We start from the raw sequence: 12,293 nt of genomic DNA, 5'->3' as shown, positions 1-12,293 counted from the left end.
ATAAATAGAAAAAAGCACCCGATACGGGTGCTTTTTCACTTGCTTGCGAATTAATCCTGCTTATGTTCCTGATTTCCCCACTGGGAAGCACGCTTGCGAACCAGTTCAAGGAACCTTTTGAAAGCGGCAGACTGCCATTTATTCTTATGAAACACAAGCTGTGTCTTTAACTCCACATCTTGCTCCCATACTACTCCAGTTAGCTTACCTTCACTTATTTCCGATGATACCGCAAAATACGGCAAAATGGACAAACCCAGTCCGCACATCACACTTTGCTTCATCGCTTCAACACTCCAGAAATCAAGTGAAGCCTTCGGTGAAATTCGAAGTTCTTGCAAATAACTTTCAAACAAATCACGATACACGCAACCTGATTGTGTAAAAAGAAATGTAGAGCTTGGGATCGCCTCCACCAATTGTGACCAAGAACAGGCACGAAACGTTGGTGGAGCTATCAGTGCGAGCGGTTCATGACTTATGTTCTCAATATGTAAATCTTGTTCTTCTAACATTCTATCTAGCATATAGACCATATCAAGATCACCTGAACGCAGCTGTCTTAATGCTTCGCTATTGGAATGGGATGGTCTTAAGATTAAATCTACTTTCGGATACGATTGGACGAATTCCTTGACAATTGCCGGTAAGCAGTAGCTCGTTAAAGATTCGGGAGCAGCTATCGTAAGTGTACCAGTTGGATGTTCGCTGGATGCAGCTATATTCTTCGCATTCGTGTACAGTTTTAACATCTCAATTGCATAAGGCATTAGTTGCTCACCTGTTTGTGTGAGAATCACACTTTTGCCTAAACGATCGAATACTGGAACGCCTATCTCCGATTCTAGCGATTGGATGTGTGAGGTCACCGTTGATTGAGCGTAACCGAGATGTTCGGCAGCTTTGGTGAAGCCACCATAATCATATATCGCTTTAAACGTAATAAGATGTCGTAGCTCCATACCGTTCACTCCCTAATCAATAACTCGATACATTCCATATTATCACAATATTCGATCATTACGATTATAACTATCTATTTTACGAATTCCGTAGCTCCATATACACTTTGAACATCACAGTGCGAGTTAAAGGAGCTAGGTGAGAATGAACAAATCATGGATTATTATTGGATCAATCACGACAACTTTACTTTTGTGGGCATCTGCATTTGTTGGCATACGAGCAGGTCTTGAAGCTTTTTCACCGACTCATCTATCCTTACTCCGATATGCAACAGCTTCGATCGTCTTAATCATCTATGCCCTAATCGCCAAGGTGCGTCTGCCGGAGCGCAAAGATGTACTGAAAATCATGCTGCTTGGTTTCATTGGCATTACCTTGTATAACGTAGCATTAAACTATGGGGAGCTAAGTGTGACGGCTGGGGTCGCAAGCTTCATCGTCAATTCCGGACCCATATTTACAACGATATTAGCAAGCATATTCTTAAAAGAACGCATTTCCTGCTGGGGTGTATTCGCAATTGTGATTAGCTTTATTGGTGTTCTTATTATCTCTCTAGACGATTTGCGGAAATTGCAATTTAACGAAGGCATTCTGCTACTTATTGTTGCCGCCCTCACACAAGCGATTTATTTCGTCTTTCAAAAACCGCTTCTGCGCAAATATCGACCACTTGAACTAACTACATTCATGATCCTATCAGGAACAATATTCATGCTTCCTTTCTCACCTGGAATAATCGAGGCGATTGCACTTGCTCCAATAGACAAAACGATAACTGTCCTATATTTAGGTATATTTCCCGGAGCGTTAGCTTATTTAACTTGGTCGGTTGCATTATCTAAGATTCGAGCTTCGCTCGTATCCAGCTTTCTCTTCCTTATCCCGCTTCTTACAATTGGCATTGCATGGATCTATTTATCCGAGATTCCGACGCTGTACACATGGATTGGCGGTTTCTTGATTCTAATAGGTGTAATCATAATGAATATTGTCGGAAAGAAATAAGCATCCATGCACCCGTTTTGTGTAATTCTTTATTTAGAAAATGTTTGGTATTGATTTCTTTTTAAAGCAAAAGGTAAAATATGGTTAAGATTGTATTTTTCAAAAAAGAAAGGATGCATTGGCCATGTCCATCTTCAAGATCGCACCACCCCACAAAATTCGGAGGGTGACTCAGATCTAACCCTCCATCAAAATGGAGGAATAACAATTGAATTCAAGAATGAAGAAGTTTATTTCGTATTACAAGCCTTATAAGGGCTTACTACTTGCAGATTTGTTCTGCGCCTTAATCGTTGCGGCAATATCACTTGCTTTACCACTTTTAATCCGACACATTACTATGCTGCTAGATAACAAAGTACCCAATGTACTGGAGCAAATATACATCACAGGTGGCACCATGGTTGTTCTAGTTGCTTTGCTTACCGCATGCAACATGTTTATTACGTATAAAGGACATATGATGGGTGCAATGATGGAAGGCGACATGCGCCGCGAACTATTCGACCACCTGCAGAAGTTATCATTCCGTTTCTATGATGAACATAAGACCGGTCAATTAATGACTCGATCGACGACCGATATTTTCTGGTTAACCGAGCTGTATCACCACGGTCCAGAAGATATTCTAATTACACTTGTTACGATCATTGGTTCCTTTATTATCTTAGGTCAGATTGATATGGAACTGACAATAATCATATTTATGTTCTTGCCGTTCATGGCTGCTTACTTTATTTATTTTAGTAAAAAAATGAATAAGGCAGAGCGACGCAGTAAAGATCGGATTGAAGATATCAACGCGCAATTGGAAGATTCACTCTCAGGTATTCGGGTTGTGAAGTCATTTACGAATGAACATGTAGAGCGGAAGAAGTTCGGTACTGCGAACAAGCGATTTGTTCAGAGCAGAGGCGTTGGGTACTGGAGTATGGCGTATTTCCATGAAGGATTATATGGATTTACACACCTGATCTCGATTGCAGTCATCATATTCGGCGCGATCGGCATCTCCGGAAACGCTCTTACTTTACCGGATCTGCTAACTTTCTTCCTAGTCGTAGGGATCTTGATTGCACCGATTCAGAAGATCATTAACTTCATGGAATTGTATCAAGTCGGTATCACAGGCTTTGAACGATTCATGGAAATTCTAGAGGTAGAACCTGATATCGTAGATGCTCCACATGCCAAGGAGCTTAAACATGCTGATGGGCAGATCACCTTCCAGAACGTTGGTTTCAAATATAATGAGGGTCATGAACACATTTTCCATAATGTATCCTTGAATATCCGTGCAGGTGAATACGTAGCTCTTGTTGGACCTTCAGGTGCAGGGAAGACGACTTTATGCTCCCTCATCCCTCGCTTTTATGAAGTGAATGACGGGCAGATCTTGCTGGATGGTACGAACATTAAAGATATTACGATGCAATCGCTGCGTCAGAATATTGGGATCGTGCAGCAGGATGTTTACTTATTCGCTGGAACCGTTATCGATAATATTCGTTATGGCAAAATGGATGCGACAGACGAAGAGATCATTGCAGCTGCGAAGATGGCCAATGCGCATGACTTTATTATGAGTTTGCCAGATGGCTATCTAACAGATATTGGTCAGCGTGGTGTTAAACTCTCTGGCGGTCAGAAACAGCGACTGAGCATTGCCCGTGTATTCTTGAAAAATCCATCGATCTTGATCTTGGATGAAGCGACTAGCGCACTGGATAATGAGAGCGAGCGTGCGATTAAAGAGTCCTTAGAGAAGCTGACCAACAACCGTACGACCATCGTCATTGCACACCGTTTATCGACTGTCCGTAATGCGGAGCGAATTATCGTGCTTACAGATAACGGCATTGAGGAGCAAGGCACGCATGAGGAGCTGCTTAAACAAGGTGGAACCTATGCGAATCTATATCAGATGCAGGATACTGTAACTACATTCGGCTATTCTAAATACAAACCCCGAGAACCTAACGGCACATGTGCCACCGCTATGCGGTAAGGTTGTCGGGGTTATTTGTTTATACCTGTAATCTCTCCATAATCTGCTTGTACAAGAGAATTGCCGTTTCTTCAACGAACTTATCCATTTCCGTTACGGATACATACTTAAATTCATTATCATCAGGTACACGATTCGTTACATAAAACTGCGTAATTCTATGAATCTGTTTCAATATTTGTCCTTCTTCAAAAAATGGCAGATAGTCCGGGAACTCTTCTATGTATTGAAACACACTCCAAAAGACGTGATTCGGATTATTTTGCAAATATACAAAGTCATGTCCATACCAATCTAATTTAATCAAGTTGTTATATTCAGGATTACCCAGCGTATCAATTATGTCTTGATGCATGGGTTCTTGTCTCTTCTTCCTGTGCAAAATGCTCCATTCTTCATCTGTACGTAAGTGAATGTAATAACCTAAATAAAAGGAAAACTCCTCGTGTGAATAAGCTTGATCCCTTAGGTATTGCTCATAGAATCGTTCTGCACTAATTTCATTATTCACCTTAAAATGCGTAATTTCCTTAGGTGGGTAAAAACCATTTTCCGATGGCAGACCACAATCTGGTCCAATATTCCCCACAACAAATTCCTTCTGACTTACATCAAGTCCTAGTTCCATCATCTTCTCAGCAATTCTAAAATGGGTAATCCACGTTGCCATCACATGTACCTCCAATTGTGTTCGATCACTTGCAACTCAATTCAATCTAATTTCACACTTATGCTTTCGCTCTTACTAAACTGTAAACCTTCTTTTACTTCGTTTATATATCCATTCATTTCGATATACAGATGGTCTGAATTAATATGTTTATTGCCTTCATACATTTCTTTAGGTGCAAAGGCAGTTAATAGGACAACCTCATTAGGTACAACATTTAACTTGTTATTCTGCAATTCAATTTTAAACCCATTCACTTTTGTTCCACTTGCAGTTTTTATTGGGTAACTCAAATAAACATTGTTTTGGATTATTGTTAACTTAGATTCATTTATTAATTTGAAAGTATATAACTTGCCATCCGGTGTTATAGACGACTTAACAATCTCAATCTTAATCTGATCGATTTCAATCTGATTAGCTACTATATCTCTCTTACAGCCGGCTAAGATCAAGATACTCACGAACAATAATACAATAACTTTCAGACTTTGCATCCTCGCACCACTCCTCGAACGATTTTCAAACCATAAGGAAAATTTTCAAATCCCTATCCGTCTCTAATAATATACGATGAAAACGCAGTAACTTCCCTCTACCTCAACTCCATTCCCGAAATATTCTTCACAAAAACAAGCAAATTTTTTATCAAAACAACAACAAATACATATCAATAATTAGTAATAATTTATTGTAAAACAATAAAAACTATGTTAAGTTGTGTGTAGAAAAATCAAATGAGGTGCTTCTTATGAAACACAATACACTCTTTTTAAAAATCGTCATTATTTTAATGGGTCTTCCAGTTCTGGCATTATGTATATTTGGACTGCCAGCTTTCGCTCTTAATGCCTCTGAACATTTCTCCACGTGGGTATATGTAACTTGCATAGTTGTCGCGTATTTGGCTGCAATCCCGTTCTATATTGGATTGTATCAGGCTTACAAGCTGTTGTGTTATATTGATAAGAACAATGCATTCTCGGAATTGTCTGTACGTGCTTTAAGAATTATTAAGTACTGCGCGTCCACTGTCAGTTTCTTATACTTAGGCTGTTTGCCCTTCATTTATTATGCAGCACAAGAGGAAGATGCTCCCGGTCTAATGATTATCGGAGTAGCCTTTATCTCTGCTCCACTTGTGATCGCAGTCTTTGCAGCTGTTCTTCAGAAGCTATTAAAGAATGCCATCGATATCAAATCTGAAAATGATTTAACAGTCTGAGGTGAATAACATGGCGATAATTATTAATATTGATGTGATGTTGGCAAAAAGAAAAATGAGCGTAACCGAGCTATCGGAGCGGGTTGGCATTACGATGGCTAATCTTTCGATATTGAAGAATGGCAAAGCTAAAGCAATTCGATTATCAACCTTAGAGGCCATTTGCAAGGCACTTAACTGTCAGCCTGGAGATATTATCGAATACCAAATGGACGAAGAAGAGATATCATGAACAACTGCACCTCCTGCGTTAGATCCTGTCTAACCATGGGGTGCAGTTCTTTTTACAACCATTCCTGAAAAAGATCTCTTAACTCGCGAAGCATCACTTGCTGATATTCGTTTCCTGACCGATAAAGACTTCCGATTTCCCGATAGGTCTGATTCAGGTTTTCCCGATAATCAGGTGCCTCTTTATCTGGATTATTCGCTTTAAACCGGTCCATCACCGCTTGGATATAAGCAGGACGTGCTCCCCAACTGCCAAGCACCTCTCCACTAGTCTTCATTAGTACAGCAATCGGCTGTGCCCGCCCACCATCCGTTAAAAATAGATCCATCGTCTCTAGATGATCTTCCATAATTAATACTTCAACCGCAATAGCTGCCTGCTCCATTACCCGAAAGAGCACCGGAACATTCCAGATGACATCCGGACACCAATCCGTACATAAGATCAAGCAATGTAAATCCTCAAGAATCGTGCCGAAATAATCACTATCCTCATCACTTACCCAAGCAAAATTCTCATATATCGAGTTCAACTGATCTTTGGTATTTGGGATTCCGCTAAGCTCCATCGTACGTACTTCCATCCCTTCCATAAATGCACGAGGTGAAATTCCTTGACCGATTTTGTGTTTTAAATTCAATATTTCATTCATAGGTAACACATCCTTCTTGTCAGCTCCATTTATATAAAAAGGATATAAGAAAACTGACCCTCATTAAATGGTCAGTTTTTAAGTGAATTTAAAGACAGATTTTGTATATAAAAACAAAATAACTATTTTCAAAAATAATGTCACAGATCCTCTTACTTCGCCGTCATACATGTACAAAACTTGAAAGGAATGGTTCTGATGATGAAATATGATGTAGCAGTAATCGGTGGAGGTATCGCAGGGTTAACAGCTGCAATCTATACAGCGAAAGCAGGCAAACAAGTCGTAGTTATTGAAAAACAAGAGCGTTTAGGCGGTCGCGCGATGACGAATTATAAGAATGGTGCTTTCTTCAATCTTGGTGGTCATGCGCTATACTTTGGAGATGCCTATCACACATTCCGTGAATTAGGCCTAAGCTTACAAGGGAATAAACCTTCTACCGATGCACATGGTGTATGGAAAGATACCGTCAATACACTACCTTTAAGTGTTACGTCGTTATTGACAACCCCACTTCTGACTTGGAAAGGCAAGATGGAATTTGCAAGCTGGTTTACGAAACTTACCAAGCTAGACACGCACAAATACGATCACATCAGCCTGCGTGAATGGATCGAAGGGCATATTAAAGATCCGATGTTAAGGAACATTTTCTATGCCTTGCTTCGTACTACTAGTTACGTTGCATCCCCTGATCTACTTGCAGCAGGTCCTGTGCTCAAGCAATTAGCCTCATCCATGAAAGGTGTACTTTATCTTGACCGTGGTTGGGCACCTATGGTTGAACAATTAAGACAACTAGCAGTCAAGCTCGGCGTCCATTTTGTCACGAAAAATAAAGTCGTGGCAGTTGGTCATCAGAATGGGGTCGTTCAACATGTACGATGTGAAGATGGAACGCAAATTGAAGCGAGCCATGTCATCATGACAGTTTCCCCAGCAATCGCTCATCAGCTTGTTCCTGATGCAGAATATACTGCCCTCCACACATGGAGAGATCAAGCGATGGAAGCTACTGTCGCCTGTCTCGATGTTACATTGAAACGTCTGCCGAAACCTAAACAGCAATTTGTATATGGGATTGATCAGACTGTATTCTTATCCAATCACTCGCGTGCTGCTTACGTAACAGATGATGGATCACAGCTCATCACATTGTGTAAGTATCAAGGTCCAACAACAGATGCACAGCAGGACTTACAAGATTTAGAGCATATGCTAGACTTGGTGCAACCCGGTTGGAGAGACGTGCTTGTTGCGAAGCAATATTTGCCTAAGATTACCGTCAGCTATGACTTCATGCATACGAAGCGTGTAGAGAATCCGGGTCCGGCTGTTCCTGAGATTAAGGGATTATATGTAGCAGGAGAGTGGGTTACACATGGTGAATTGTTGGTAGATGCGGCTACAGCAAGCGCTAGACGAGCCGCCGAGCATATTATCGCGCACGATAGATCGGAGCGGACTGCCAATTATGGACATCGCAACATTATATAAAACGTATCGCACACCCCTGTTTTCACTCGCTTACCGAATGTTAGGCAGTGTCATGGATGCTGAGGATATTGTGCAAGAAGCTTTTCTTGCCTACGATCAGCTTGCAGATCGCACAACCATACAGAACGAACGTGCTTTTCTTTATAAAATCGTAACGAATCGCTGTCTGGACCTCCTTCGTTCTTCGCATAAGAAGCGAGAGCTGTACGTTGGTCCTTGGTTGCCTGAACCTTTAATCGAACGCGGATCTATGAGCGATGGCGACCCAGCCAGCACCTATTTACAGCACGAGTCCATTTCAACTGCCTATCTGCTCTTATTACAACAATTGAACGCCGTGGAACGTGCCATCTTCCTGCTACGCGAAATCTTTGACTACTCTTATGAAGAAATTGCGTACATGGTGGGGAAAAGAAGTGCTAATTGCAGACAAATTTACTCACGAGCGAAGAAAAGCTTCGATCATCACCCAAACCAAGCTCCGAGCATATCCGTTGCTGAGACGCAAATCAAGGAATTTATCGGCTCCCTTCTTCAAGGTAATAGGAGTAGATTACTAGAGCTTGTCAGCAGCGATGTTGTATTCCTATCGGATGGTGGCGGCAAAGTGAAGGCATCTCTAAATCCTGTTATTGGATTCAAAGCCGTTATTTCCGTTATTGGCAATTTACTTAAATTATATGAAGGTCAATATTCGTTTGAATTCGTAGAAGTCAATGGTCATATCGGTACACGCATCGTCATCAATAATGGCATTCAGTATATCCTTTCATTTGCTTTCCAAGATGGTCAAATTCAAGGCATTTACGCTGTTGCTAATCCAGATAAACTGCGTCACTTATCCTAACTCACACACAATTTACGCAACAAAAAGCCCCGAGCTAATTCGCTTGGGGCTTCTGCATTTCTTTTCCTACAACTTTATGCTTCTTTCATTAACTGTTCTTGCAAAAGAGTCGATATCTGCCCACTCGGGACAGGACGACTGATCAGGTAACCTTGTGCTTCATTACACTCTTTTTCCTGAAGGAATTGAAGTTGATCCTGTGTCTCAACACCTTCGGCTATTACTTTTAAATTCAAGTTATGCGCCATTGCAATAATCGTATGCACAAGCGCTGCATCTTTCGTATCGGAGAAAATATTCATCGTGAACGACTTGTCGATTTTCAAGCAATCAATCGGGAACTGCTTTAAATAACTGAGCGACGAATACCCCGTTCCAAAGTCATCAATCGACAGATGAATACCCATGTCCTTAAGCTTATGCATAGTCGCAATCGCATACTTGGAATCTTGAATGATGCTCTCTGTTAGTTCCAATTCAAGACTAGATGGTGGCAAACCTGTCTCATCCAATATTCGACTAACCACCTCAACTAGATTGTTTTGTTGGAATTGACGTGAAGATATGTTAACAGCGACTCGCAAATAGTGGAAGCCTTCATCCTGCCAGGTTTTATTCTGCCTACATGCTTCACGCAGTACCCATTCCCCAATTGGAATAATAAGCCCTGTCTCTTCTGCCAGTGGAATAAAGTCCATTGGAGAGATAAAACCAAGTTCAGGATGCTGCCAACGAATAAGCGCTTCTACGCCAACAAGTTTGCCCGAACGAACATCAATCTGGGGTTGATAATAGATTTCAAATTCTCCACGCTCTAGCCCTTTGCGTAGCCCGATCTCTAGCTGCATTTTTCTCGAGACAGCCTCATTCATCTCTGGTGTATAGAACCGGAAGTTGTTACGTCCTTGCTCCTTGACCTCATACATGGCCGTGTCTGCATTCTTAATAAGCGTATCTGAATCTCGTCCATCTGATGGATAGACACTAATACCTATTGAAGGAGAAACGAACATCTCATGTTCTTCAATGACAAAAGATTGGCTGAGCTTATCAATGATCGCATTTGCTTTTTTAGTCAGGTCATCTGATGTGCTATTAGGTAGTAATACGATAAATTCATCTCCACCCTGCCTTGAAAGTGTATCCACTTGATGAATACAAGACTCAAGCCGTCTAGCAACTTCGAATAACAGCCGATCCCCAATCGCATGACCTAATGTATCATTAATATTCTTGAAGCGATCCAGATCAACAAACATGATTCCGATCATCTGCTTATTCATTTCAGCCTGATTAATGGCAAGTTCAAGGCGATCATTCAATAAATGTCGGTTCGGGAGCCCCGTCAGAGAATCGCGATAAACCATCTGATTAATTTTATCCTCAGTTAATTTACGTGCCGTAATATCTCGAATAATACTGCTAAAATATACGTGATCTTCCTCCTTCCAAGTTGCAATTGAAAGTTCAATTGGGAATTCACTTCCATTCTTCTTTAGTCCTAATAGCTCAATCGTCTTCCCAATAACGCTTGGGTTACCTGTCGTTATGTATTGTTCAATCCCTTGTTGATGTGCTTCACGGTAACGTTCTGGAATAATAATGTGTAAGGATTTACCTAGAACTTCTTCTTCTTTATAATCAAAAATACGCTGTGCACCATGGTTCCATGAGACGATGATACCCGCATGATCGGCCAATATAATCGCATCATTCGCCGACTCTACAACAGAACGGAACTTCATCTCGGACGTTAACATGCGCGATTCAAATCTCTTATCAATAAACATGCAAAGAAAGACTAAACCTATAATAATGAAGATGACAATCGCAATGGCGTAAGCAAGCAATACATTATTAATCACGGGATCACCCATCTGATGTGAATGAAGATCATGATTCATGTTGTACGACGCTGCTGACATCCCCGTATAGTGCATACCTGCAACTGCAAAGCTCATAATGATCGCACTACCCGCTTTTTTCCAACCATAGCCCGCTGTATCTGAGTTTCGCTGCGCGTTATACAATAAATAAAGGGCAGCAAGTGATGAGACGAATGCAACGACAACAGACAAGGTCCATAATAACTTGTCATACTGAATATCTGCCGTCATCACCATGGCTTCCATCCCGATATAATGCATCGCAACAATACCACTTGCAATCCATATTGCCCCATTAATGACATGCGAAGGTCGCATGACCTGCTGACTTACAATTCGTAAAGCCAGCCAACAAGCTAAGATCGCCGGTACAATGGACACAATAACGAGGAATACATCATAAGTGACAGAAATCGACAAATGATACGCCAACATCGCGATAAAATGCATCGCCCATATACCCATTCCCATCGCAAATGCTCCGCCAAACAACCATACCTTACGCATTGTGCCTTTTGCTTTATAAATGCGAACCCCTAAATTCATTCCTGCATATGCCGCGATAAAGGCTGTAACGATAGACAAAACGACGAGCGACAAATTGTAACTACTTGTAATCATATCCATGCTTGTTTGTTTAGTTGCCTCCTTTTTAATAAAATTTTCCAGAATAAAATGACATGGAATATCTTATTACAACCTCTAAGCAATTACAATGGGTTTTTGGATAAATTCACCAATGTTTGTCATAATTCGACATACAATTGTCGAAACTTCTTTTACCATTATATATGAAAAAACAACCTTTCGGCTGCCCTTCATCATGATCTACGATTTTATTTTGTGCAACATATCTAATTGATCCAATAACTCTGCTTCAAGCGCTTCGGTTCGAGGTTCACGAAATAACCTCTCATTCAATTCCACACTTCGAATCTCGATCTCATATTCACCTTGATCCTTAGGAATCGGTATGCGATATGCCCACTGCAAAGCCTCATCCTCACTTGGGACTTCAATCAAGTAAAATTGTGCAAGAACCGAAGGATCAACCGGAAACGGCCCCGCCTGTGTCACAGGAATCTGCTCATGTAAGGGATATATAATCCGAATTCCTCTTGAACTTGGCTCCAGCACCTCATCTGCAAGCCATACACCTGCCGCAGCTAGTGCAGCTTTGAACGCAAGGGTCGCATTAATATGGGTTTGATCATGCCTTACACCTGCTTCTGAATAACCCGTTGCTTTCACCATCAACATAAATTTCATCGTCATTCCTCCTTACTTTAACGACGAATA

General features: G+C 41.0%; 12 protein-coding genes. 6 read left to right on the top strand and 6 right to left on the bottom strand.

Translation table 11 applies throughout. The features are described 5' to 3' along the window. Nucleotides 1–50: 50 nt before the first annotated feature. The gene (locus NV379_RS14235; protein ID WP_258207979.1) at nt 51–962 is read right to left on the bottom strand and encodes a LysR family transcriptional regulator; all 912 of its coding nucleotides are present in this window, start codon (nt 960–962) and stop codon (nt 51–53) included. A gap of 145 nt (nt 963–1,107) precedes the next feature. Here NV379_RS14235 and NV379_RS14230 point away from each other — a divergent pair, with 145 nt between their 5' ends. Together NV379_RS14230 and NV379_RS14225 are read left to right on the top strand one after the other, a co-directional pair. Continuing rightward, nucleotides 1,108–1,974, top strand: coding sequence for a DMT family transporter (locus NV379_RS14230; protein WP_258207978.1), 867 nt, complete (start codon nt 1,108–1,110; stop codon nt 1,972–1,974). A 208-nt stretch (nt 1,975–2,182) separates the two neighbouring features. Continuing rightward, nucleotides 2,183–3,982 (top strand): ABC transporter ATP-binding protein, encoded by a 1,800-nt coding sequence (locus tag NV379_RS14225; protein WP_258207977.1) that lies wholly within the window; start codon nt 2,183–2,185, stop codon nt 3,980–3,982. Between the two features lie 19 nt (nt 3,983–4,001). Here the strand turns inward: NV379_RS14225 and NV379_RS14220 are convergent, their stop codons facing one another. Together NV379_RS14220 and NV379_RS14215 are read right to left on the bottom strand one after the other, a co-directional pair. Beyond that, nucleotides 4,002–4,652, bottom strand: coding sequence for a zinc dependent phospholipase C family protein (locus NV379_RS14220; RefSeq protein ID WP_258207976.1), 651 nt, complete (start codon nt 4,650–4,652; stop codon nt 4,002–4,004). A gap of 41 nt (nt 4,653–4,693) precedes the next feature. Next, nucleotides 4,694–5,116: a hypothetical protein gene (locus NV379_RS14215; protein WP_258207975.1), complete on the bottom strand. Its 423-nt coding sequence runs from the start codon at nt 5,114–5,116 to the stop codon at nt 4,694–4,696. Between the two features lie 287 nt (nt 5,117–5,403). On the opposite strand from NV379_RS14215, the gene NV379_RS14210 reads away from it, so the two are divergent. Beyond that, nucleotides 5,404–5,877: a DUF2975 domain-containing protein gene (locus tag NV379_RS14210; protein ID WP_258207974.1), complete on the top strand. Its 474-nt coding sequence runs from the start codon at nt 5,404–5,406 to the stop codon at nt 5,875–5,877. 10 nt (nt 5,878–5,887) lie between these two features. Then, the gene (locus tag NV379_RS14205) at nt 5,888–6,109 is read left to right on the top strand and encodes a helix-turn-helix domain-containing protein (protein ID WP_258207973.1); all 222 of its coding nucleotides are present in this window, start codon (nt 5,888–5,890) and stop codon (nt 6,107–6,109) included. A 52-nt stretch (nt 6,110–6,161) separates the two neighbouring features. Here NV379_RS14205 and NV379_RS14200 read toward each other — a convergent pair whose 3' ends face one another. Beyond that, nucleotides 6,162–6,761: a thioredoxin family protein gene (locus NV379_RS14200; protein ID WP_258207972.1), complete on the bottom strand. Its 600-nt coding sequence runs from the start codon at nt 6,759–6,761 to the stop codon at nt 6,162–6,164. A 189-nt stretch (nt 6,762–6,950) separates the two neighbouring features. Between NV379_RS14200 and NV379_RS14195 the strand changes: the two genes are divergently transcribed. Together NV379_RS14195 and sigJ are read left to right on the top strand one after the other, a co-directional pair. Further along, nucleotides 6,951–8,261 (top strand): phytoene desaturase family protein, encoded by a 1,311-nt coding sequence (locus NV379_RS14195; RefSeq protein ID WP_258207971.1) that lies wholly within the window; start codon nt 6,951–6,953, stop codon nt 8,259–8,261. After that, nucleotides 8,239–9,108 carry an RNA polymerase sigma factor SigJ gene (gene sigJ / locus NV379_RS14190; protein ID WP_258207970.1) on the top strand — a complete coding sequence of 290 codons (870 nt, stop codon included), beginning with the start codon at nt 8,239–8,241 and terminating at the stop codon, nt 9,106–9,108. Before NV379_RS14195 ends, sigJ begins: the two co-directional genes overlap by 23 nt. A 74-nt stretch (nt 9,109–9,182) precedes the next feature. On the opposite strand, the gene NV379_RS14185 is transcribed toward sigJ, so the two are convergent. Next, nucleotides 9,183–11,621 (bottom strand): bifunctional diguanylate cyclase/phosphodiesterase, encoded by a 2,439-nt coding sequence (locus tag NV379_RS14185; protein ID WP_258207969.1) that lies wholly within the window; start codon nt 11,619–11,621, stop codon nt 9,183–9,185. Nucleotides 11,622–11,822: 201 nt separating this feature from the next. Beyond that, nucleotides 11,823–12,263 carry a YciI family protein gene (locus NV379_RS14180; RefSeq protein WP_258207968.1) on the bottom strand — a complete coding sequence of 147 codons (441 nt, stop codon included), beginning with the start codon at nt 12,261–12,263 and terminating at the stop codon, nt 11,823–11,825. Nucleotides 12,264–12,293: the final 30 nt, after the last annotated feature.

The sequence above is a fragment of the Paenibacillus radicibacter genome (assembly GCF_024721995.1).
Lineage (GTDB): Bacteria > Bacillota > Bacilli > Paenibacillales > NBRC-103111 > Paenibacillus_AM > Paenibacillus_AM radicibacter.
The sequence above is the reverse complement of the archived record's forward strand: the minus strand, read 5'-3'. Positions and strand labels throughout refer to the sequence as shown.

Coding starts and splice junctions, on each gene's coding strand:
- NV379_RS14230 (WP_258207978.1), top strand. CDS start 1,108: ATGAACAAATCATGGATTATTATTGGATCAATCACGACAACTTTACTT.
- NV379_RS14185 (WP_258207969.1), bottom strand. CDS start 11,621: ATGGATATGATTACAAGTAGTTACAATTTGTCGCTCGTCGTTTTGTCT.
- NV379_RS14220 (WP_258207976.1), bottom strand. CDS start 4,652: ATGGCAACGTGGATTACCCATTTTAGAATTGCTGAGAAGATGATGGAA.
- sigJ (WP_258207970.1), top strand. CDS start 8,239: ATGGACATCGCAACATTATATAAAACGTATCGCACACCCCTGTTTTCA.
- NV379_RS14210 (WP_258207974.1), top strand. CDS start 5,404: ATGAAACACAATACACTCTTTTTAAAAATCGTCATTATTTTAATGGGT.
- NV379_RS14195 (WP_258207971.1), top strand. CDS start 6,951: ATGGTTCTGATGATGAAATATGATGTAGCAGTAATCGGTGGAGGTATC.
- NV379_RS14200 (WP_258207972.1), bottom strand. CDS start 6,761: ATGAATGAAATATTGAATTTAAAACACAAAATCGGTCAAGGAATTTCA.
- NV379_RS14180 (WP_258207968.1), bottom strand. CDS start 12,263: ATGAAATTTATGTTGATGGTGAAAGCAACGGGTTATTCAGAAGCAGGT.
- NV379_RS14205 (WP_258207973.1), top strand. CDS start 5,888: ATGGCGATAATTATTAATATTGATGTGATGTTGGCAAAAAGAAAAATG.
- NV379_RS14235 (WP_258207979.1), bottom strand. CDS start 962: ATGGAGCTACGACATCTTATTACGTTTAAAGCGATATATGATTATGGT.